The organism is Mycobacterium cajalii (assembly GCF_045809005.2).
Lineage (GTDB): Bacteria > Actinomycetota > Actinomycetes > Mycobacteriales > Mycobacteriaceae > Mycobacterium.
The window spans coordinates 3,759,802-3,780,491 of record NZ_CM141436.1; the positions used below are offsets into that span (position 1 = coordinate 3,759,802).

General features: G+C 65.2%; 22 protein-coding genes and 1 pseudogene. 5 read left to right on the plus strand and 18 right to left on the minus strand.

What is annotated here, in order from left to right; genetic code table 11:
- Window positions 1–37 precede the first annotated feature (37 nt).
- Complete coding sequence (locus tag ACJ512_RS17845; protein ID WP_407689735.1) at window positions 38–1,444, plus strand: DDE-type integrase/transposase/recombinase; 1,407 nt, start codon at window positions 38–40, stop codon at window positions 1,442–1,444.
- Entirely contained in the window at window positions 1,441–2,250 is an 810-nt protein-coding gene (locus ACJ512_RS17850; RefSeq protein ID WP_407689736.1) for an ExeA family protein, read from the plus strand. The genes ACJ512_RS17845 and ACJ512_RS17850 overlap by 4 nt, the downstream gene beginning before the upstream one ends.
- Window positions 2,251–2,310: 60 nt before the next feature.
- Here the strand turns inward: ACJ512_RS17850 and ACJ512_RS17855 are convergent, their stop codons facing one another.
- The 6 genes and pseudogenes from ACJ512_RS17855 to ACJ512_RS17880 all read right to left on the minus strand — a co-directional run bounded on the left by ACJ512_RS17855 (window position 2,311) and on the right by ACJ512_RS17880 (window position 6,423).
- Window positions 2,311–2,646 carry a type II toxin-antitoxin system death-on-curing family toxin gene (locus tag ACJ512_RS17855; RefSeq protein ID WP_461480134.1) on the minus strand — a complete coding sequence of 112 codons (336 nt, stop codon included), beginning with the start codon at window positions 2,644–2,646 and terminating at the stop codon, window positions 2,311–2,313.
- Window positions 2,647–2,733: 87 nt separating this feature from the next.
- Window positions 2,734–2,934 (minus strand): DNA-binding protein, encoded by a 201-nt coding sequence (locus tag ACJ512_RS17860; RefSeq protein WP_407688204.1) that lies wholly within the window; start codon window positions 2,932–2,934, stop codon window positions 2,734–2,736.
- Window positions 2,935–3,333: 399 nt separating this feature from the next.
- Window positions 3,334–3,840, minus strand: coding sequence for an AMP-binding protein (locus tag ACJ512_RS17865; protein WP_461480135.1), 507 nt, complete (start codon window positions 3,838–3,840; stop codon window positions 3,334–3,336).
- Window positions 3,737–4,162: pseudogene (locus ACJ512_RS17870) on the minus strand (Zn-ribbon domain-containing OB-fold protein); the annotation flags it as partial. The gene ACJ512_RS17865 and the pseudogene ACJ512_RS17870, both read right to left, overlap by 104 nt.
- Complete coding sequence (locus ACJ512_RS17875; RefSeq protein WP_407688203.1) at window positions 4,159–4,980, minus strand: SDR family NAD(P)-dependent oxidoreductase; 822 nt, start codon at window positions 4,978–4,980, stop codon at window positions 4,159–4,161. The gene ACJ512_RS17875 and the pseudogene ACJ512_RS17870, both read right to left, overlap by 4 nt.
- Window positions 4,981–5,193: 213 nt before the next feature.
- On the minus strand, window positions 5,194–6,423 hold the full coding sequence (locus ACJ512_RS17880; protein ID WP_407688202.1) for an IS110 family RNA-guided transposase: 1,230 nt from the start codon (window positions 6,421–6,423) through the stop codon (window positions 5,194–5,196).
- 233 nt (window positions 6,424–6,656) lie between these two features.
- Here ACJ512_RS17880 and ACJ512_RS17885 point away from each other — a divergent pair, with 233 nt between their 5' ends.
- A complete protein-coding gene (locus ACJ512_RS17885; protein ID WP_407688201.1) occupies window positions 6,657–7,775 on the plus strand; it encodes a phosphotransferase in 1,119 nt (372 codons plus the stop codon).
- Between the two features lie 149 nt (window positions 7,776–7,924).
- On the opposite strand, the gene ACJ512_RS17890 is transcribed toward ACJ512_RS17885, so the two are convergent.
- The 9 genes from ACJ512_RS17890 to ACJ512_RS17930 all read right to left on the minus strand — a co-directional run bounded on the left by ACJ512_RS17890 (window position 7,925) and on the right by ACJ512_RS17930 (window position 14,834).
- The gene (locus ACJ512_RS17890; RefSeq protein ID WP_407688200.1) at window positions 7,925–8,419 is read right to left on the minus strand and encodes a TetR/AcrR family transcriptional regulator; all 495 of its coding nucleotides are present in this window, start codon (window positions 8,417–8,419) and stop codon (window positions 7,925–7,927) included.
- Between the two features lie 10 nt (window positions 8,420–8,429).
- On the minus strand, window positions 8,430–8,696 hold the full coding sequence (locus tag ACJ512_RS17895) for a cytochrome C oxidase subunit IV family protein (protein ID WP_407688199.1): 267 nt from the start codon (window positions 8,694–8,696) through the stop codon (window positions 8,430–8,432).
- Between the two features lie 3 nt (window positions 8,697–8,699).
- On the minus strand, window positions 8,700–9,203 hold the full coding sequence (locus ACJ512_RS17900; protein WP_461480136.1) for a cytochrome c oxidase subunit 3: 504 nt from the start codon (window positions 9,201–9,203) through the stop codon (window positions 8,700–8,702).
- 104 nt (window positions 9,204–9,307) lie between these two features.
- Entirely contained in the window at window positions 9,308–10,039 is a 732-nt protein-coding gene (locus tag ACJ512_RS17905) for a hypothetical protein (protein ID WP_407688197.1), read from the minus strand.
- A 77-nt stretch (window positions 10,040–10,116) separates the two neighbouring features.
- On the minus strand, window positions 10,117–10,533 hold the full coding sequence (locus ACJ512_RS17910; protein ID WP_407688196.1) for a Zn-ribbon domain-containing OB-fold protein: 417 nt from the start codon (window positions 10,531–10,533) through the stop codon (window positions 10,117–10,119).
- Complete coding sequence (locus ACJ512_RS17915; protein WP_407688195.1) at window positions 10,530–11,666, minus strand: thiolase C-terminal domain-containing protein; 1,137 nt, start codon at window positions 11,664–11,666, stop codon at window positions 10,530–10,532. Before ACJ512_RS17915 ends, ACJ512_RS17910 begins: the two co-directional genes overlap by 4 nt.
- Window positions 11,667–11,679: 13 nt before the next feature.
- Window positions 11,680–13,830 carry an acyl-CoA dehydrogenase gene (locus ACJ512_RS17920; RefSeq protein ID WP_407688194.1) on the minus strand — a complete coding sequence of 717 codons (2,151 nt, stop codon included), beginning with the start codon at window positions 13,828–13,830 and terminating at the stop codon, window positions 11,680–11,682.
- A 31-nt stretch (window positions 13,831–13,861) separates the two neighbouring features.
- Window positions 13,862–14,470, minus strand: a complete 609-nt coding sequence (locus ACJ512_RS17925; RefSeq protein WP_407688193.1) for a nitroreductase family protein — start codon at window positions 14,468–14,470, stop codon at window positions 13,862–13,864.
- 1 nt (window position 14,471) lies between these two features.
- A complete protein-coding gene (locus ACJ512_RS17930) occupies window positions 14,472–14,834 on the minus strand; it encodes a hypothetical protein (RefSeq protein ID WP_407688192.1) in 363 nt (120 codons plus the stop codon).
- A 188-nt stretch (window positions 14,835–15,022) separates the two neighbouring features.
- Between ACJ512_RS17930 and ACJ512_RS17935 the strand changes: the two genes are divergently transcribed.
- Complete coding sequence (locus ACJ512_RS17935; RefSeq protein WP_407688206.1) at window positions 15,023–16,609, plus strand: pyruvate, phosphate dikinase; 1,587 nt, start codon at window positions 15,023–15,025, stop codon at window positions 16,607–16,609.
- 4 nt (window positions 16,610–16,613) lie between these two features.
- Complete coding sequence (locus ACJ512_RS17940; protein ID WP_407688191.1) at window positions 16,614–17,219, plus strand: MarR family transcriptional regulator; 606 nt, start codon at window positions 16,614–16,616, stop codon at window positions 17,217–17,219.
- Between the two features lie 6 nt (window positions 17,220–17,225).
- Here ACJ512_RS17940 and ACJ512_RS17945 read toward each other — a convergent pair whose 3' ends face one another.
- The 3 genes from ACJ512_RS17945 to ACJ512_RS17955 are packed head-to-tail and all read right to left on the minus strand — an operon-like array spanning window position 17,226 to window position 20,688.
- The gene (locus ACJ512_RS17945; protein WP_461480137.1) at window positions 17,226–17,984 is read right to left on the minus strand and encodes an SDR family NAD(P)-dependent oxidoreductase; all 759 of its coding nucleotides are present in this window, start codon (window positions 17,982–17,984) and stop codon (window positions 17,226–17,228) included.
- Window positions 17,985–18,035: 51 nt separating this feature from the next.
- The gene (locus ACJ512_RS17950) at window positions 18,036–19,637 is read right to left on the minus strand and encodes a class I adenylate-forming enzyme family protein (RefSeq protein ID WP_407688190.1); all 1,602 of its coding nucleotides are present in this window, start codon (window positions 19,635–19,637) and stop codon (window positions 18,036–18,038) included.
- A 40-nt stretch (window positions 19,638–19,677) separates the two neighbouring features.
- A complete protein-coding gene (locus tag ACJ512_RS17955) occupies window positions 19,678–20,688 on the minus strand; it encodes a 6-phosphofructokinase (protein WP_407688189.1) in 1,011 nt (336 codons plus the stop codon).
- Window positions 20,689–20,690 lie beyond the last annotated feature (2 nt).

Here is a 20,690-nt window from a genome sequence, read left to right on the forward strand (position 1 = left end):
CTGTCATGTGTTTGAAAGACAGCAAAGGAGGCGGCCAGTGGTCGGCGATGATGAGGTGAAGGTGCGGTCCGAGCGGGCCCGGGCGATCGGGCTTTTCCGGTACCAGCTAATCCGGGAGGCCGCCGATGCGGCGCACTCCACCAAGGAACGCGGCAAGATGGTGCGCGAGCTGGCATCGCGCGAGCACACCGACCCGTTCGGGCGCCGCGTGCGGGTCAGCCGCCAGACCATTGATCGCTGGATCAGGGACTGGCGTGCCGGCGGGTTCGACGCGTTGGTACCCAACCAGCGCCAGTGCACCCCGCGCACCCCGGAGGAGGTGCTGGAGCTGGCGGTTGCGCTGCGGCGGGAGAACCCGCAGCGCACCGCCGCGGCGATCCGCCGAATCCTGCGGACCCAGCTGGGCTGGGCACCCGACGAACGTACCCTGCAACGTAACTTCCACCGGCTCGGCCTCATCGGTGGCGCGGCCACGGGGTCGGCACCAGTGTTCGGGCGGTTCGAGGCCGCCCACCCCAACGACTTGTGGACCGGGGATGCGTTGCACGGCATACGTATTCAACTCAGAAAGACCTACCTGTTCGCGTTCTTAGACGATCATTCCCGGCTGCTGCCGGGCTATCGGTGGGGCTATGCCGAGGACACGGTGCGGCTGGCCGCCGCGTTGCGGCCGGCACTGGCCTCACGCGGTGTTCCCAAGGCGATCTACGTTGACCGCGGCTCGGCATTCGTCGATGAATGGCTGCTGCGCGCGTGCGCGAAACTCGGTGTGCGCCTGGTGCATTCGGCACCATACCGGCCGGAAGGTCGGGGCAAGATAGAGCGGTTTTTTAGGACCGTGCGCGACCAGTTTTTGGTCGAGATCACCGGCGAGCCCGACACCATCGGCCGCCACTATGTGACTGACCTGGACGAGTTGAATCGGCATTTCGCGGCCTGGACCGAAACGGTCTACCACCGCACGATCCATTCCGAGACCAGCCAAACCCCGCTGGAGCGCTGGTCAGCCGCTGGGCCGGTCGCGCTGCCCGCACCCGAGGCTCTCACCGAGGCGTTCCTGTGGGAGGCGCACCGGCGCGTGACCAAGACCGCCACCGTGTCACTACATGGCAATTCCTATGAGGTTGACCCGGCATTGGTCGGGCGCAAGGTCGAGTTGGTGTTCGATCCGTTCGACCTGACCCGCATCGAGGTTCGCCTGGCCGGCGTGCCGATGGGGCTGGCGATCCCGCACCACATCAGCCGCCACTCCCATCCCAAGGCCAAACCAGAAACCCCGAGCACACCACCGCAACCGTCCGGTATCGACTACGCGCAGCTGCTCGAGACCGCGCATGCGGCCGAACTGGCCCGCGGCGTCAACTACGCCGCCCTCACCGGGGCCGGCACGGAGATTCCCGGCCAGCTTGACCTGCTCACCGACCAGGAGGTCGCACCCCGATGATGGAATTGATCTCCTACTTCGGCTTTTCTCGGATGCCGTTCGGCCGCGACCTGGCCCCGGGCATGCTGCACCGCCATGCCGCCCACAACGAAGCGGTCGCCCGCATCGGCTGGTGCATCGCCGAACGGCGCATCGGCGTGATCACCGGCGAAGTTGGCGCCGGCAAGACCGTCGCCGTGCGTGCCGCGCTGGCCGCCCTTGACCGCAGCCGCCACAGCATCATCTACCTGCCCGACCCCACCGTCGGGGTACGCGGCATCCACCACCGCATCGTCGCCTCCCTCGGCGGCCAACCCCTGACCCACCACGCCACCCTGGCTCCACAGGCCGCCGACGCGCTGGCCGCCGAACACGCCGAGCGCGGGCGTACAGCCACCGTCGTCGTCGAGGAGGCGCACCTTTTAAGTCACGACCAATTGGAGGCCATCCGCTTGCTCACCAACCATGATCTCGATTCGTCGAGCCCGTTCGCCTGCTTGCTCGTCGGCCAGCCCACCCTGCGGCGGCGGATGAAACTCGGCGTGCTGGCCGCGCTCGACCAACGCATCGGGCTGCGCTACACGATGGCGCCCATGACCGACAAAGAAACCGCCAGCTACCTGCACCACCACCTCAAGCTGGCCGGGCGCGACGACGCACTGTTCTCCGACGACGCCATCGGGTTGATCCACCAAACCAGCCGCGGCTACCCCCGCGCGGTCAACAACCTCGCGCTACAAGCCCTCGTCGCCGCGTTTGGCGCCAACAAGGCCATCGTCGACGAATCCTCCACCCGCACAGCCATCGCCGAAGTCACGGCAGACTGAACACCACCGCGACACCCTGAACACCACCGACCCCGCCGGACCCCGCCCGGCGGGGTCATTTCATACCCCCACATCCTCACCGCCAACGCCGCCATAATGCTCATCCTGAGTGCCGGGCAACAGCACGTCGAGTTGCCCTTCGGCGACATCGACTACGAGGCCGACGACTCGGCCCGGGTCGACCATGTCGGCGATCACGTATCCGTTGATCTGGTAGAACACCGCGACGGCAGCCCAACTGGTTCTTTTGTTGCCATCCACGAAGGGGTGGTTGCGCGCCAAGCTGTGCAGCAGGGCTGCCGCCTTCTCGTGCAGCGTGGGGTACGCATCTTCGCCGAAGGCGGTCGCCTGGGGCCGCATGACTGCGGCGTCAAGCGCCCCAAAGTCCCGAAGCATGTCGGGACCGACGAATCGCTCGTTGAAGCGCTGCACGTCGTCGGTGATCAGCCAGTATGTCGTCACGAGGGGCGCATTTCCTACTTGTCAGAGGTCTTTCAACTTGTCGAAGGCAACCGAGTGCTGCTGGAGGACTTTGTCGAAGGCAACCCGAACCATGTCGGTGCGGGCGTGGGCCTTCAGGTAGTCGATCAAGGCCTGCTTGATGACATCGTTAGCCGAGGTGTTGGTAACGAAGGCGTAGTTCTTCAATGCATCGGCCAGCTCTGCTGGCAGGCGCACGGTCATACCTGTGACCTTTGCGTTCGGAGTAGTGTTCCCAGCCATGCCACCATGGTGTCATGGTGCAGGCCTGGTGTCCACTGTCGCGACATGTGACATGAGACAGTTCAGCCCGCCGCCGGAGACCGTGGTGGGGGGCTACTCACCAAAGCTGACGGCGACGCCCTGGTGCGATGGATGCTGACCGCGGCGCGCACCTCTTCCCGCCACTACCGCGACGGCTCACTGGCGGGCCAGGTGGTCGCGCTGAGCCGTCTCACCGATGCTCTGCAATTCACGCGTCCGGAGTCTACGAAGTCTCCTGAAATATGACACTGACCTGCAATAACACTCGTGGGCGCGGACGGTATCGAACCGCCGACCGCTAGTGTTTAATGCACGACGTCCGCCGCGTCCATCGGCAAGTCATGGCTCCAGTGTGGGACGTCGACCCACATCCCGACGCGACGCCGGCCGAAGGTCCAGGCTCATTCCGCGAACACGAAATCGACGTGTTCGCGGGCGGAATGAAGCCCGTGACCTGGCTCCGTGTTCATTGATGAGACGGGCTGCGGTGATGGCATCCCAGGTATCCATCACCACGTGCGGCACTCCCTGGAGCAGCATGCGGAACAGCCCGAGGGTGCCCGCGACGTGGCCGGAGGGGAACGCCGCGAGGATGATGCTGTCGGTTGCGCCGCCGGTCAACCGCGTGCGCAGTTCCGCGAGCAGGGTGGTGTGGGTGTGCTGGACCCCTGTGGGCTGTCCGGTCGTCCCTGAGGTGTCGACCAGCAGGCATACGTCGTCCGGTGCGGCAGCCGTCGGCGTGGAACACCCGGCTGTCCTCTTCGCCCGACATCGCCGTCCAGTCTTCGAAGAACGCCTCGACCGGCAGGCCCACGCGGATGTCGTCCATTGATACATCAACGACATTGGTGATGAGACGCACGTCGGGCTCATCGGCGAGCTCCACCATCGCCACGATGTACGGCGGATCGAGTCCAGGTATCCACGGCTGCCGATTGACCGTGTACGCCGCAACAGTGCCCCTGCCGGACACCGGCTCCGGTGCGACGTCGGTGCTCCGGCAGCGCCAGCATGCCGGTCCGGGTGGATGGAAGAAGTGCCCGCAGCCGTGACAGCGGTTTATCAGCAACTGCCCATCGCGTCCGCCCGTCCAGAACGCCGTCGATTCGGGTGTCGGGCTGGGCGCCAGCCGGGTCTGCGGCCTGCGGTATCCGGAGTCGGTCGTCATGAGTTGGCTCCCTGCCAGTCGCAGCCGGTGAGTTCTACGGAAAGCTCCCAGAGCCGGCGGGCGCTTTCCGGATCGCGCACTTTGGCGATCAGCTTCGTCGGTTTCGGTTTGCCCCACTGGTGGAAGAGGCCGCGGGGAGCGATGTACGTCCCGTTGGGCAGATCCGTGGTCACCGCCTGAATGGTGGAGCGGGCGCCGTCGGCGGGGCTCTGCGCGATGTGCGGCGATAGCGCCCGGCCGGCCCACTTCAACAGACCGGAACCGTCGCGGGTGATGTCCGTGGCCGTCATGCCTGGATCGGACGCATACGCGGTCCGGCCGCGCCGGACGAGCTCCCGCACGAACAGCATGTTCGCCAGCTTTGATTCCCCGTACGCCGACCACGGGTTGTAGCGGCGACGGTGCCAGTTGAGGTCATCGAAGTGCATTCGTGCCAGTGCGTGGTTGCTGCTGGCGACCACGACAACTCGATCGCGGATTCGGTCGCCGAGCAGGCAGGTGAGGGCGAAATGGCCGAGGTGATTTGTGCCCATGTGCGCCTCGAAGCCGTCGGCGGTGCGAGTAAGCGGTAGACCCAGCACGCCGGCGTTGTTGACCAGCACATCCACGAAATCCACGGAGTCGGCGAACTTGCGCACGCTGGTGAGGTCGGCGAGGTCCAACTCGGCGACCTCGACGTTTCCGTTCATGGAGGCTGCCGCTTCATGCGCCTTGCTCATCGTTCGACACGCGATCACCACGTCGTGGCCGGCTGAGGCCAACGCTGTTGCCGTCGCCTTGCCGACACCGCTGTTTCCTCCTGTGACGATGATGCGCACTTGGTCGGACTCCTTCCCACCCTCGTCTGCACAAACAGTCAACTATTTATCGTTTTGACGATATGGGCAATCGTCGGCCGGGTGTGGATTCCGTTGTTCCGTCCCGTTGCGGCGTAACCGGACCACCTCGGGCACATCACTGATAGTGTGACAGTCACCTGTCACAATTGAGTTCGTCGATGAGGAATGCTCATGACACTTCCTGAGTCAACCTCAGGCCGCGTTGTGCAGGCGTTGTGCGGCGGTGTGGAGGTTGGGGTCGTAGGGCTGGTGGTCGTGCCAGCAGCGGTAGATGACGCGGATCCAGGCTCGGGCGAGGATACGTACGGCGTGGGGGTGGTCGTGGCCGCGGGCGCGGGCTCGGGCGTAGATGTCGGCGGCCCAGGGACTTTGGTGGCGGCTGTTGTCGGCGAAGGTGGTGATGGCCCGGCGGAAGCGTTTGTTGCAGGCCCAGCGGAAATGCACGGCGTGCTGTTTACCGGAGGCTTTGGTCACCGGGGCGGCACCGGCCAGGGTGGCTACCGCGTCGGGTCCGTCGTAGGCTGCCCGGGAGTCGCCCCACTCGGCGAGCACCTGGGCGGCGTTGATCTGACCCGACCTTGGCAGCGACGTGAAGATCGCGGCGTCCGAGTGTTCCCCGAGGCGGGTGATGACCGCTTTGTCGAGAGCTTTGCCGGCGCTGTTGAGGGCTTCCAACACCGTGACCACGGCGGTGACAGCCTCAGCGATCGCGTCGCGCATGGTCGGATCGGTGTTACCGGCCGGGGCACTTCGCAACCGATCCAGCAGCTGCGCGGCTGGTCGACGACCGGAGTAGCCGTGTCTGGTCAGGAACCCGGCCAGTCGCTTCTCGCCGAGGCGGGCAGCGCTGGCAGCGGTGGGGTACTGGCGCAGGAACGCCAGGCTGATCGGGGATTCGATATCGGCGAAGATCGCTGTGGCGCTGGGCCAGTGGGCATCGAGCAGCGCGCGCAGTTGGTTGGTGGCCGACACCCGCATAGCGACGATGTAATCACGGGTGCGCACCACAGTGCGCAACGCCTTGGTCTGGGCACTGTGGGGCGTGACCGGACGCAGTCGATGGTGGCGCAGGCGCAGGTACTCGGCGATCACCAAGGCGTCGCCGGCATCAGACTTCGCCCCGGAGATGACTTCGCCGTCGCGCCAGGTCTTGATTGCATTCGGCGATACCGGAATGACCGGGTGACCAGCTTCGAGCAACAGGTCGACCAGCCGCCCGTTGGGCCGTTCGATCCCGATCGCCACATTGGCGGGATCACCGAATCTGGCAAGCTTGCGGATCAGCATGGCTATACCGGCCGCGGTATGATCAATCATGAACTGGGCCATACCTTTTCCTCCCGCCGACAATATGCACACAGCGTGTGTGGCAGCGGCCCAGTCCAGGCCGACATAGATGAGTTCGGTAGTGTCATCAGACAACAGATCTCCTCAGGGTGGCAGCGACGACACGGCGAGGGGATCGACCACCGGACGGTCACTAACTGGCGCTCTGCGGCGCATCTTCCTGATGCCGGTCTGCGACCCCGGGAGGACCGAGGGCGGCGGTGTCATGCAGGCCCTCCAAGAGCAACCAACACAGGCCGTCACCTCGGCCCCCGCCGAGTCCCTTCAACGAACACTCATCGAGCATTCGCAGAAAGCATGGTGCCCTAGTGACCAGCCAGGCCCTGCCCATCACACTGCGTACGGCCGACGACGTGACCCCAGAGGTGTTGACGTCTTTACTCCGCCACTACGAGCCGGGCGTGACTGTCACCGCTGTCACGGTGCGCCACACCTGGCAGGGCACCACCTCGCACGTGCACCTAGACGTGGACTATGCCGAACCTGGCACCCAGCTGCCGCGCCACCTCTTCCTCAAGTCGCAATTGAGCACGGTGCACGACCTGCCCGAAGCCGTCGACGTGTCGCTGTCAGAAGGCGGTGGGGGGACGGTGCTGCTCGACGACGAGACGAGGTTCTACCGCGATCTGCGCTCGGATTTGGACATCGAGACCATGACGACGTACTTCGCGGACTATCTGAACGGTCCGTCGCAGTTTCTGATTCTCGGTGAGGACATCACGCTGCGCGGCGCGCAGGTGCCCGACGCGGTGGCAGGCCTCTCGGTCGAGCAGGTCGATCAGCTGCTGACGACTTTGGGCCGAGTGCACGCCGCGTACTGGGACAGCCCACGGCTGGAAGACGGCGGCGATCTGGCCTGGCTCCAGCATCCGCTCACCGGCGGCTTTGCGGACTTCCTGCGCGCCAACGGCTTCGCCATCATTCGGGCGTTTCTCGAAATCCCTTACAAGAAAGCACTACTGGATTCGGCCGGTGCCGATGCGGACGCGATGGAAGCCACGTTCTGGAAACTCCAGGAACGGGTGGCCCGCGAACCGATCACGCTGCTACACGGCGACCCACATCCGCGCAACACCTATGCGCTCCCCGACGGCAGCGTGGGTGTTCTTGACTGGCAACTCGTTCGGCGCGGGTCGTGGTCGCACGACGTGGGCTATGCGCTCATCGGCGCCTTGCCTCCCGACCTTCGGCGGGCACACGAGCGGGGGCTGCTCGACAACTACCGCGGACGACTGCTGGACGCGGGGGTGACATCGGTGCCGGATCGAGAGCAGATGTGGACGGCGTACCGCGAGAGCCCGGCGTGGGGCTTTTGCATGTGGGCGATCACGCCCGACCAGATGTACTCGGTCGATATCGTCACCGCGGTGCTCGGCCGCTTCGCCGAAGCCTATTCGGACCTCGGCACGGGCAAGCTGCTGAGCTGAGACTGACGGTTAGCGCGGGTTACCTGTCACGCAAGCCATTTAGGATGAATCGCGACAGTTCGTTGATGATGTCTCGGTGCTTGGAACATGGTCATCGGTGGGATAGGTATTGCGTAGGAACGTCGCTGTCGTCCCGACGAACAGCATCATCAGGCGCAGTTGCAGCGCAGGCGAGGAATGACGCAAACCCTCGGCGGCGAGATACCCGTCGACGGGCGCAACCATGGGCGCCAGCGTTTCAGCGATTCGTTCACGCAGACGCTCGATCTTGCGCTCGGTCGACGAGCTCCGAAAAGATGCACCATTGCGCGGGCGATGGCCTGATTCGTCGACATGAACTCGTAGAAGCCGGCTGCGAATCGACGGACCAACCGGTCGTGACTCATCGTCGTCAGCGCCGGGTGGTCGAGCCAGCGATGGTGCAGTCCGCCGACCGCGTCCAGCAGCGGCGTCACCACGGCGTCGAAGAACAACTTCTCCTTGTTGTCGAAGTATCGGAAGATCAGGTCGTGTGATACCCCTGCGCGCGAAGCGATCTCCCGTGTCGTCGCGCCGTAGGCGCGCTCTGCGAACACCTCCCGCGCCGCGTCTTCCAGAAGTCCGGGAGCGCTGCCCCGACGCGCGCGCTGACCTTGACCGGCCATGGCGAAAGCCTCAGAGCCAGAGGTACATACCGGCGAGCACCAGCCACAGCACGACGCAGTATGCCTCGAACGCGGCGCGCAGGAGCAGCGGCGCGGTGCGCAACTCCATGAAATCCAGGCCGACGAAGCGGACCTTGATCATCGCGAGGGCCAGAACGACCACGGCGATGCCGGAGCCGATCCCATGGTCGGCGCCCACCGCCCAGGACACGATCATCACGATCACGAGCGCCAGCCAAACGAATGTCGAGCGTGCGCGCAGAAGGGAAAGGGTCATCGATCAACTCACCAGATAAAGCAACGGGAAAAGCACGATCCACAACAGATCGACGAGGTGCCAGAAGCAGCCACCGCCCTCGACGAGGGCCATCCTGGTGGTGCTCAATTCCGTGCGCCGAGCCTGAGTCAACAGGAGCAGAAGCACCACAACACCGATCAGCACGTGAAACAGGTGCAGGTCGGTGAGGATGAAGAAGTACAGATAGAAGTTGTTCTGTGTTGGCACGTGACCCTGTGACATCTTCGCCGTGTACTCGACGGCCTTCAATGCGACGAATGCCATGCCGCACAACAGGGCTCCGACGAGCAAGAGCTGGGCAGCCCTACGCTGGCCCTGCCGAATCGCTCGGATCGCTGTCACGACGAACAACGAACTGGTCAGCAGGATCAGCGTATTCGCCAAGCCGATACCGATGCTCAGTGTCCGACGAGACGCGTCGAAAAGCTCGGGTGCCAAAGACCGCTGGTACATGAAGGTGGCAAAGAATGCCCCGAACACGACCATGTCACCGAACAGGAGGATCCACACGCCGGGCTCGCCCGGCACATGGCGCGCTACCCTCTCCGCCGTCGACCGATCGCCGCCGACCGATCGCAGGGTCACTATATTCACGCCGCCGGTTCCCACTCCCGTTGAGCGGCATACTTTTCGCGCTCGGCGGCCTCGACGTCGATCGCCTTGAGCAGCATCACCGCCGTGACGATGATCCAGATGAGGAAGACGGTCAGGGGGATCCAGAAGGCGAACATCCCGTTCCACGCCAGAGGTCCGGTCTTGAACAAGTAGATCGCGCACCCGGGCACACCGAGGACGGCGTACCAGATGTTGAAGTAGCCGAACCACCGCGGGAAACTCGGGACTTTGCGCTTGTCGATGAAGACGGCCAGGGCCACGATGAGCACTTGGGTAATGAGTGGCCCGACCAGCCCGACGAAGATGAACCAGAAGACGTCGTTGAGCGCCTGCGTCACATCGGGAGAGCGTTCGGGGCGGTATGCGGCGAGTGCGGCGAAGACCGAGCACAGCGAGAAGCCGAACGGGAACGTCACGCTCAGCAGGATCTGGGTCACCGACATCGCACCCCAGCAACCCTCGATTCGCCGCACCTGGCGCGACAGCACCGCGAAGAGCGGTGCGTACAGATACGCGAAGAAGATCATCAGTGCGAAACCGATCTGCATCCGCAGCTGGCGATCGGAGTAGATCTGCGCCGTCTCCTCGGCAGTGTCGTTGGGGTCCAGCGGCGGGATGACCCCGGCGATGAACCAGAACATGACCAGGAATGCGCCTGTCATGCCCAGTCCCAGCCAGACCGAAGCCTTCTCGATCTTCACGTGCATCACGCGCTCCTACCGCCGCAGGATGAGGTGGCCGTCACAGTAAGCCGGGCGTCCGCCGTTGGTCAATCAGTGGTTGATTAACGATCGATCGGACGGAATTCGGGAATCCGATAACCACTGTCCCCCAGGTCGACGATACGAAGTTCGACACGCTGGCCGATGCGGACGTCGGCCGGATCGCAGTCGATGACCGCGTTGATCCGCAGCCCCGGTTGCTCGTCCAGTTCGATCAGCCCGACGACGTACGGTGGCACACGTCCCGGCACCAGCGCCTGACGAACCACGATGTAACTGTAAACGGTGCCCCTGCCGCTGACCGCCTCGAAATGCACAGGGCCTCCGGTGAACCGGCTGCGCTCAAGCGGTGGGTGGATCCACTTGCCGGTGTCGTCGCACCGGCACAGCATCAACTTGCCGTTCTTGAGACCTTCCCAATACGGCGCGGTGTCTGGGTCGGGAACCGGGATCGGCGGCTGCAGTGCCGAACTCGTCATGGCTTCTCCCTGCTGTAGAGGTTCGCTCCGCCGAACGGTCCGCCGCCCGCGGTGACCAGCGCCAGTTGCGCGTTGTCGACCTGGCGGACCCCGGCGGCGTGGCGCAATTGCAGCGCCGCCTCGTAGTGGTGGTTCAGTCCGTGGATGTAGCCCTCCGATAGCAGACCGCCGTGCGGGTTGACCACCACGTCACCGCCGTAGGTGGCCCGGCCGGTCGAGAAGAATTTTCCGACTTCGCCCTTCTCGCAGAAGCCGAAGCCCTCCATTGCCGCCATCACGGTGTAGGTGAAGCAGTCGTACATGCACGCCACGTCCAGGTCGGCCGGAGTAAGTCCGGTCTTCTCCCAGATCCTCGGACCCGCGGTACGCGAATACATCTCGGTGGGGTCGTCCCACTCAGTCCACCCGGCGCCACCTTGGGAGTTCGACGATCCGACCAGCCACATCGGCGGCTGCTTGCAATCCCGGGCGATGTCCTCGCCGGTGATCAGGATCGCCACGGCGCCGTCGACCTCCGAGGTGCAATCCAGCACCCGGAAGGGTTCGTTGATCCAGCGGGCGGCCAGATAGTCGTCCATCGTGAGCGGTTCCCGGCGCAGCGCATGCTCGTTCGGGCCAGCGTGCGCACGCTGCGTGATCGCGATCTGGCCGAGATCCTCACAGGTGGAGCCGTATTCGTGCTGATGCCTGCGCGCCCACATGGCGAACCACTGGGGCGGAACCATGAAACCCGATGCCGTGTCGAACTGATCGTGATGCTGCACCTGCATCGGGCCCTCGATGTGACCGAACCGGTATCCGGACCGCCCGTTGAGTGAGCGGTACACCAAGACCGCCTTGCACATGCCGGCCTCGATGACGGCGGCCGCTGTGGCGATCTGGTCGGCTACCAGGTTGCCGCCGCCGTACATCGCGTTCGCCCAGGAGAGTTCGTCGATACCGAGCGCCCATCCCACGAAGATCGGCTGCTCTGAGTCGTTGGCCATGTAGGTGCAGATGCCGTCGATGTCGGCGGTCGTCAGTCCTGCGTCGGCGATGGCGTCCCGGCACGCGGCCACCGCCATGCCACGAGTGGTGCGGCCGGACTGCTGCGAGTATGTCGTGCGGCCGATTCCTACTACGGCACAGGTCATTCGATTCTCCGATCTACTTCGCCACTGGCTCTCGGGGAAGCCCGAGGATTCGCTCGGCGATGAGGTTCCTGACGATCTCCGAGGTTCCGCCCGCGATCGTGAGGCATCGGCTGAACAGATAGTCGTGCACAACCTCCTGCTCCTCACCGAGCAGAATCGCCGGGCCGGCGATCCGCAGCGCGAGCTCGGCGACGCGCTGAGCATGCTCGGCGCCGAACAGTTTGGCGATGTTGCCCTCGATGCCCGGCCCGGAATCGAAGACCGCCCTGGCGGCCTGTCGCAGGTTCAAGGCGGCCAACGTGTAATCCTCGATGAGCAGCGCCCCGACATCGCGTGCGAGGCCGGCGTCGCCGACACGGTGCTGTGCCAACAAGTCGATCAGCGCCTCGGCGGTCATCGTCACGGAACCGCCGCCGATGGAGACCCGCTCGTTGCCGAACGTCGCCATCGCGACGGTCCAGCCGGCGTTCACGGCGCCGACCACGTCGCGGTCGGGCACGAACACGTCTTCGAAGAACACCTCGTTGAACATCGTCTCGCCGTTGATCTCCGTGAGCGGCCTTATTTCGACGCCCGGATCGGCGAGGTCGATGATCATCGCCGTAATGCCCTTGTGCTTCGGCGCATTCGGGTCGGTGCGCACGGTGGCCAGACCACGGTGGCAGTTCACCGCGTCGCTCGTCCACACCTTCTGGCCGGATACGACCCAGCCGTCGTCGACGCGCCTGGCCTTGGTGGCCACCGCCGCGGCGTCCGACCCGGCGCCGGGCTCGCTGAAGAGTTGGCACCAGCGGATGTCGCCCTCGAGGCTGGGCCACATCAGCCGTTCAATCTGTTCGGCGCTGCCATGCTGTAGCAGGGTGGGCACCACCCAGTTGCCTAATCCGAGGCTCGGCTTCTCGAGCCCGTCGAGCACTTCCTCGATGATCAGTTGCTCGACGCTGTCGGCGCCGCGGCCGTATGGCTTTGGCCAGTGCGGGTGTAGGTATCCGCTACGCGCCCAGAGTTTGTGGCGATCGCCGGAGTCGGTCGCCTCGAGTTCGGCACGGAATTCCTGCGCGGCCTGCCGGTACTGTTCGGCTTCGGGCGGTAGATCCACCGAATGGCCACGTCGCACACCCTGCGCGTGCAACTCGGCGACCTTGTCGCGCAGGGCGTCCTGATCACCGGCGAAGACCTCCAGCACCGTGGCGCGCCTGACGTAGAGGTGCGCGTCGTGTTCCCAGGTGTAGCCGATCCCGCCGTGCACCTGCACGTTCTGCAATGCCACCCGCTGATACGCCGGTAGCACGTGCCCAGCCGCCATCGTCGCGGCCAGTTCGGCCTCTGATCCGTTGGCGCGCGCGGAATCCCAAATGACGGCCACTGCCAGCTCGGTGTCGACCAGCATGTTCGCGCAGTGGTGCTTGACCGCCTGAAACGATCCGATGGGCCGGCCAAACTGTTCGCGCCTCGCCGCGTAGGCCGTTGCCATCTCGGTGCAGGCACCTAATCCGCCGACGGCCTCGGCCGTGGCGAGAAGCCGCAGGATGCGGGTGACACCGGCGCCCGCTCCCGGGAAGACGTCGGCGACCTCTGCGGAATCCAGGCTCACCACAACGACTGGCCGCATGAGCCGGTCAACCGAATCGATCGTCCGGACGCTCACCCCGTCACCGGCGTGTACCACCACGACGTCGTCACCCACCGGAAGCAAGAACGCATCGGCCGCCGCCTCGGCCAGGGCAGGTATCCCCGTGCCGGACAGTCGCGAATCAGCCACAGTTGCATTGCTTTTCGCGCCGATGCCGACCACCATGTCGCCACTGACCAGCTGCGGCAACCAACGCGCACGCTGCTCATCTGTCCCGAACTCGGCGATCACCGCCGACGCGACGACCGTAGGCAGGAACGGTCCGCCGATCGCTGCACGGCCGAGTTGCTCCAGCACGATGGTCAGCTCCGGCAGCCCGTAGCCCTGCCCGCCGAAGGCTTCGTCCACGTGCAGACCGAGCCACCCGGTCGAGACGATCTCCTTCCACAGCCCGTCGTCGGTCCACCACCGGCCCTTGGCCTCGGCGTCGAGGAGGATCCGACGGGCGACCGCGGCACCACCGCGTCCGGTGACCATCGATTTCGCGACGTCGGCAAGCGCGCGGTGGTCTTCGGTTATTGCCAATGCCATGTAGCGGCCTCACTGGTTGGGGAGTGTTCGATCACCAGGCGGCGCCGAACTTCTCGCGGTAGGTGACCTCGGTGGCGGGGCGACGTCGGGGCGGCGACAGCTTTCTCGCCGGCCGGCCGATATAGAGGGCCGCCATCGGGATCAGGTTCTGTGGCAGTTGCAGAAGTTCGCGGACGCGGTCGACGCCGAACGTAGTCAGGCCGGTGGTCAGACAGGACCCATAGCCCAGATCAGCGGCTGACAGCAGCAGGTTCTGCACGGCCGGGTAGATCGATGACGGCGCGTAGATCTCGGCGACCCGGTCAGTGTCGGCGCAGACAACGACCACCACGGGTGCAGCAGCGAATCCACCCTTGTTGAAACCGTATTCGAGGTCGGCGACCAGTGTCTTGTCCTTGAGGCTCTGCTTGACGAAGTCGCCGCCTCCGGCGTTCCACGTCTCGGTCCACCAGTCGGCAAGCAGCTTCCGGTTCTCCTCGGCGCGGACCACGACGAACGACCAGGGCTGGGTGTTCTCCGCGCTCGGCGCGTGCACTGCGAGCTGCAGCATCTGTTCGATGTCGGAGTCGAGCACCTTTCCGTCCGGGTCGAACCACCTGCAGGCGCGCAGCGCCTGCATCACGGCACGCAGATCCGACATCTCAGTCGGCCAACCGTCGGTCGCCGCAGGGCGTCCAGCCGGTCATCGACACTGTGGACAGATCCAGCGTCTCGCCCAGCGACAACTTCCCCGACATCACCCGCTCGAGGAACTGCGCCATCACGGCTTGGGGCTCCCGATCCAGTTCGTAGATCACCATGTACCGGTGCATGGGCGGGGGCAGTTGGGCGGGCAGATCCTCGTCGTCGGGGATGTCCAACTCCGCGAGGTCGTACCGCTGCGCCGCGACTACACCCGGGACGTCGAGCACCTCGGGCACATGCACCTCGTCGTACCACTTGTTAAACGCGTCGCCCTCGCCCTCGATCGGATTACTCAGGACGACGAATCGATTTCCGGTCACGGACGCGCCTTTCTCACCGGGCCCGCTTCCCGGGCCACTGGAAACAGTATGACAGTCGACTGTCACAGTCAATGTCGTTGACCGTGACAGTCGCTTGTCATAATGTGCTGATCACAACGGCGCCATTGCGCACCGCCGGGAAATCAGATGCATAGGAAGTCGCCATGACTCGCACCGCGCACACGTCGGTGGTGCTCCTCGACGGCTCCGCACAGTTGCCACGCGAGACCCTCGGCAACAAGGGCTACGGCCTCAACATCATGCGGCGCAACGGATTGCCGGTGCCGCCCGCCTTTTGCATCACCACCGAGGTTTGTGCGCAGTGGCTCGACGACCCGGGCACCACCATCGACGGCTTGAGCGAGACGTTGGCTCAGATGATCCACTGCCTCGAAGAACAGACGTCACGCACCTTCGGCCGCGGTCCGCGTCCGCTGCTGGTGAGTGTCCGCAGCGGTGCCGCCTTGTCCATGCCCGGAATGATGGACACCGTCCTCAACCTCGGCATGAATGACGCCGTCGAGCAAGCCTTGGCCCAGACGTTCTCGACAAGATTCGCCATGGACACCCGCGCCAGATTCGCTGACATGTACCGACGGATCGTGCTCGACGGCGACGCGTCCGCCGCAGTGCCCGACGACCCGTTCCTGCAGCTGCGTGGAGCCATCGAAGCCGTGTTCGCCTCATGGAACTCGCCGCGCGCCGTGGCCTACCGCAAGCATCACAGCCACGACGATCTGGGGGGCACGGCAGTCGTGGTGCAGGCCATGGTGTTTGGCAACATGGAATCCAATTCGGGTACCGGTGTCCTGTTCTCCCGCAACCCGATTACCGGTGCCGACGAGCCGTTCGGCGAATGGCTGTCGGGTGGTCAGGGCGAAGACGTCGTATCGGGTACGTTCGACGCACAGCCGATCAGCGCTCTGGCCGAAGAACAGCCGGACCTCTATGACGAGCTCGTCGCCGCTGCCCGGACACTGGAACGGCTCGGCTCCGACGTTCAGGACATCGAGTACACGGTCGAAGAGGGCAAGCTGTGGCTGCTGCAAACGCGCGCGGCCAAACGGTCGGCTCAGGCGGCCGTCCGGCTGGCACTGAAACTTCGCGACGAAGGCCTCATCGACGACATGGAGACGCTGCGCCGGGTGACTCCCGCCCACATCGAGACCCTGCTGATGCCCTCGCTGCAGCCCGAAACCCGGCTGTCAGCACCACTGTTGGCCAAGGGGCTGCCCGCGTGTCCGGGCGTGGCGTCGGGAAAGGCCGTTACCGACGTCGACGATGCGATCGACGCGGCCGAGGACGGACAGGACGTCATCCTGGTACGCAGCTCAACCAGCCCGGATGACGTGCAGGGCATGATCGCCGCGCTCGGCATCGTCACCGGGATCGGTGGCGCCACTTCGCATGCCGCGGTGGTGTCGCGGGAGCTGGGCCGCCCGTCCGTCGTCGGATGCGGCGCCGATGTCACGGATGCACTTGCGGGCAAGCTGATCACCGTCGACGGGACCGAGGGCGAGGTGCGGGAGGGCATTCTCGAGTTGACCGCCTGGTCCGAGGACGAGTCGGCCGACCTGGCCGAGCTCACCGGGATCGCGTTGTCCGCCAGTCCCCTCCGGGCGCATACCGTCGGTGATCACCCCCCTCTGGACGCCGGTTCCGACGACGCGGTACGTGCCGCGTTGGCCGCCGGGCATACCGATGTGCTCTCCCCCACCCCGTTGATCACCATGCTGACCGCGGTGCGGCTCGCGGCCACAGTGCCCGAGAGTTGAGTCGATGAGCGAGTTGACGTTGTTGCAAGCGGTGCGGCTGAAAGGACGTGTCCGCCACGAGGATTTGGCCGCCATCGTCGACGAGGATCTAGCCGTCGTCAACGAAATGGTCGACAGTTTGGTCGAGTCCGGCCTGCTGGTTGCAGGCAAGTCCCTGAGACTCAGCGCCGAGGGTCGGGCCCGCCTGGCCCAGCTGCTGACCGATGAGCGCAAGGGAATCGATGCCGCCGCGATCGCAGCAGCCTACGACGAGTTCCGCGCGGTCAACGCCGAATTCAAAGCGCTGATGTCGAATTGGCAGCTCAAGGACGGCCAACCCAACACCCATGAGGATTCCGGGTACGACGCAGCGGTCCTCTCCCGTCTCGACGCCGTGCACGAGACAGTGCTACCGATTCTGGATTTAGTGAGCGCGCAGCTGCCCCGCCTGCGCGCGTACGCGGAGAAACTGGGCAAGGCGCTGGCCCGCGTGAAAGACGGTGACGTGGCTTGGTTGACCCGCCCGATCATCGACTCTTACCACACCGTGTGGTTCGAACTCCATGAAGAGCTGATCCTGGCTGCGGGCCTGACCCGCGAGGCCGAGGCGCCAGCCGGTCACGCGCAGTAGCGTTCGCTATCGGAGGCTTTGTCCCGCCGGTGGTAGTACGTCGCGCATTTGGCTCCGGATCAGCTTGGCGGCCGAGGCCGGCGCGAGGCGGTTCAGCTTGTCCAGTAGAAACGCGTCGAGGCCGACGAAGACCCGGTGCGAATCCTTCTCGATGCCGCGGACGATCTTGGCGGCCGCGACCGGCGGCGGGAGCATCCGCATCGACTTGGCCGTGGCCTCGTTTTCTTCAGGGGTCATCGCGCCCGAGTTGACCGCGATATCTGTCTTGACGGCACCGGGAAACACCACACTCACGCGCACGTTGGTGTCGCGCAGTTCGGAGTTGAGGCCCTCCGCCAGCATTTTGACCGACGCCTTGGACGCGCCATAGATCGCCTGCCCCGGCACCGGGGCATACGAAGCCATGCTCGACACGATCGTGATGTGCGCCGTCGGACGCCTGAGCAGATGCGGCAGGAACGCCATTGTCACGTTCAACACGCCGTAGAGGTTGATGTTCAGCACCCTCTCGATCTCATCGAACTCCAGGTCGTTGAGCCGGGCGAAGCGATGGATGATGCCGGCGACGTTGACCAGGCCGTCGACTGCGCCGTGAGCCGCGACGACTGCGTCGGGTAGCACACGGACGGCCGGTCGATCGGCGACATCGACGACATGAGTGGAGATACGGTCGGCTCGTGGGCCGGCAAGCGCGGCTGTTTCTTTCAGCCCAGTCTCGTCTATATCGACCGCGGCGACCCGCCCCCCTCGTCGAGGAGTCCCAATGCCACATACCGACCCATCCCTTTGGCGGCGCCGGTGACGACGAAGACCTTGTCACGAATTTTCAAAATGCTCCTTGCGCAGTTCGGCTTTTCGGACCTTGCCCATCGAGGTGCGGGGCAACGCGTCGACGACCATCAGCCGCTCCGGGGTCTTCTGCCTGGCGAGCCCCGATGCGGCAAAGTGCTCGCGCAGGCCGTGGAGATCCAGTGCTGCACCGGGTTTGAGGACGACGACCGCAGCGATTACGTCGCCGTAGCGGGAGTGTGGTGCAGCCACCACAGCACCCTCGGCCACCGCGGGATGGGCGTTGAGGACGTTCTCGACCTGTCCCGATGAAATGGTTTCGCCGCCCCGGATGATGACGTCCTTGATGCGGTCGGTGATGGTCAACCTGCCGTCAGTGTCCAGATGGCCGAGATCGCCGGTGCGAAACCAGCCGTCGGCGGTGAACGCATCTCGGTCCAGGGTCGGGTCCCGATAGCCGATGAACTGGTCCGGCCCTTGCGTGACGACCTCGCCGTCCACGGCGACCGGACGCTCGGTGCCGTCCGGGCCGATGATGCGCACCCTCACACCACGCATCGGGAGACCGTCGGTGCCCATTCGCGACGGCGCGGCGTCGTAGGACCAGGCTGAGGTGATGGTCGGTTGCTCGGTGCAGCCGTAGCAGCGATAGGTGTTGATGCCCGCCTCGGCTGCGCGCAGGCCCTGCTCCTCGGTGACGATCGCCGCCCCGACGAGGAATTCCCGCATCGTGGTCAACTTCTGGCCGGTGTCGCCGAGATCGAGGAGCCCCTCCAGATGGAACGGAGTTCCCGCGGTGGCCGTTATCCGATGCCGGTGGATCAGCTCCACGGCGGTCAGGGGGTCCCAGCCGTCCATGAACACAGTGCGGGCACCCGAGATCAGCGGCCGCAGCAGAGATCCCACCCCCGCGATGTGGCCGGGCGGAAAGGTGACCAGCTGGACCACGTCGTCGCCGGTTACCAGGTCGGGCAGCGTCTGCTGCTCGGCGAGCATCGAATTGTGGCTGTGTTGAACGCCTTTGGGAGCCGATGTAGTGCCTGAGGTGTAGATCAGCACCGCCACGTCATCCGCCGACGGTGAGGCCCGACGGTATTGGCCAGCGACCAGATCCGGCCAGCCGAGATAACCGTCGCCAGGTGGGGCATCCAGGACCGCCACGTGCTGCAGGGTGGGAACTGCCGAGAACTCGGCGATACGGTCGATATAGGAGATGGAGCGGAACCGGGCCGGCATGATCAGCGCCTTCGCCCCCGACTCTGCGAGGATGAACCCCACCTCAATCGGACCGTAGATGTGGATGATCGGCACCAACGTCGCCCCGCACATCAGCACCGCCACATAGGCGACGGCGCACTCCAGCCGGTTGGTCAACTGCACCGCCACCGCGTCGCCGGGCCCGACACCCAACCGCTGCAAGCCGGCAGCGACATCCTGCGACCGTCGAAGGATCTCGGCGGGCGTGCTGGTGGTTTCGAGGCCGTCGGCCACGAAAACCATGGGGATATCACCATGTTCGGCCGCTCCCTGTTCCAGCGCGTCGACGAGGGTGCGCCGGGAGTACCAGCCCTCGCGGTACCAGCGGTCGCGCAGATCGCCGCGCTCGAACCCGGCCGGGAAAGCTTTCATGCTGGTCATGATGCGCTTTCTTGTCGACGGCGGCTACGGCTCAACGGCCGGACAGATTCGACCGCTCGATATAGACGTGGCCCGTCTCGTCACCCCACGTCACCTCCGCCCAACTCACGGTGTAGGCGCGTGCCGGCTCGAGCACGCCGTACGGCAGTCCGTCGGCCATCGACAGCCACAGCGACGAACGGACGGTCGCCGTCAACGGGGCGCCACCGTCGAACGCCACGGTGAACTGCTCCCCGTCGCGCGACAACTCCGCGGGCGACGGAATCTCATCCACCTGCACGTGCCGCAGTGCGCCGTCTTCGACCACGTAGGCGCCCTCGAGTGTGATGCGACCGTCACGCGCCCAGTAGCGGCACAGCCCGAAGGCGCGTCCGCTGGGCATCACTCCCCCGACGATGACGTGCCCGCCCCAGTCGGTGAGGGTGTCGGCGCCGCGCGGGCCCCGGGAATGATCCCGCCAGCCGCCACCGCCGAACCGAATCGGTTCGCCGTCGATGCGCACTTCCCCGGTCACCCGGGTGAGCTGCTCGTAATGCTCACGGGCCCAGCTCTGTTCGGCCATACCGGCTCCGGACGCGATGGCCGGCCCCGACTCGGCGTCCCACACCGGTGTCAGGCCCTGCACTTTCAGGTCGAGTTGGACATGCGCCTTGGGGCCATCGGTGAGCAGGCCGGTGCGCATCGCCTGGTAGGAGGACTTCACACAGAATCCGTCGAATGTTATGCGCCACTTGGTGAACGGCCGCTCGCAGCGGAAAGCGAGGTTCGAGCCGGCGGGCTGGTGATCGGGCACGGTGCGGTGATAGGCCCACATGCTGAGCACGCCCTGGTCCTCGGGCAAGGCGATGAGGACCCGGTCCTCCCACATCTCCCACATGTCGGCCACCGTGCCGAGATGTAGCCACATCCCGATGTCGTTGACCGGGTCATACGATGTGAACAAGAGGTTCTCGGTCCAGCCGGGCACCTCCGGACAGGCCCTGACGGTCTGCTCCCGATCGGCGGGCAGTCCGGACGACAGATCAAGTTCTGTGGATGTCATAC

Excerpts from the sequence above, each read along its gene's own strand:
- ACJ512_RS17925 (WP_407688193.1), bottom strand. The coding sequence starts at position 14,470 with ATGTCGGATCTGCGTGCCGTGATGCAGGCGCTGCGCGCCTGCAGGTGG.
- ACJ512_RS17915 (WP_407688195.1), bottom strand. The coding sequence starts at position 11,666 with ATGACCTGTGCCGTAGTAGGAATCGGCCGCACGACATACTCGCAGCAG.
- ACJ512_RS17905 (WP_407688197.1), bottom strand. The coding sequence starts at position 10,039 with ATGCACGTGAAGATCGAGAAGGCTTCGGTCTGGCTGGGACTGGGCATG.
- ACJ512_RS17850 (WP_407689736.1), top strand. The coding sequence starts at position 1,441 with ATGATGGAATTGATCTCCTACTTCGGCTTTTCTCGGATGCCGTTCGGC.
- ACJ512_RS17920 (WP_407688194.1), bottom strand. The coding sequence starts at position 13,830 with ATGGCATTGGCAATAACCGAAGACCACCGCGCGCTTGCCGACGTCGCG.
- ACJ512_RS17860 (WP_407688204.1), bottom strand. The coding sequence starts at position 2,934 with ATGACCGTGCGCCTGCCAGCAGAGCTGGCCGATGCATTGAAGAACTAC.
- ACJ512_RS17865 (WP_461480135.1), bottom strand. The coding sequence starts at position 3,840 with ATGTCGTTGATGTATCAATGGACGACATCCGCGTGGGCCTGCCGGTCG.
- ACJ512_RS17955 (WP_407688189.1), bottom strand. The coding sequence starts at position 20,688 with ATGACATCCACAGAACTTGATCTGTCGTCCGGACTGCCCGCCGATCGG.
- ACJ512_RS17895 (WP_407688199.1), bottom strand. The coding sequence starts at position 8,696 with ATGACCCTTTCCCTTCTGCGCGCACGCTCGACATTCGTTTGGCTGGCG.
- ACJ512_RS17900 (WP_461480136.1), bottom strand. The coding sequence starts at position 9,203 with ATGGTCGTGTTCGGGGCATTCTTTGCCACCTTCATGTACCAGCGGTCT.
- ACJ512_RS17950 (WP_407688190.1), bottom strand. The coding sequence starts at position 19,637 with ATGAAAGCTTTCCCGGCCGGGTTCGAGCGCGGCGATCTGCGCGACCGC.
- ACJ512_RS17940 (WP_407688191.1), top strand. The coding sequence starts at position 16,614 with ATGAGCGAGTTGACGTTGTTGCAAGCGGTGCGGCTGAAAGGACGTGTC.
- ACJ512_RS17855 (WP_461480134.1), bottom strand. The coding sequence starts at position 2,646 with ATGCTTCGGGACTTTGGGGCGCTTGACGCCGCAGTCATGCGGCCCCAG.
- ACJ512_RS17910 (WP_407688196.1), bottom strand. The coding sequence starts at position 10,533 with ATGACGAGTTCGGCACTGCAGCCGCCGATCCCGGTTCCCGACCCAGAC.
- ACJ512_RS17890 (WP_407688200.1), bottom strand. The coding sequence starts at position 8,419 with ATGGCCGGTCAAGGTCAGCGCGCGCGTCGGGGCAGCGCTCCCGGACTT.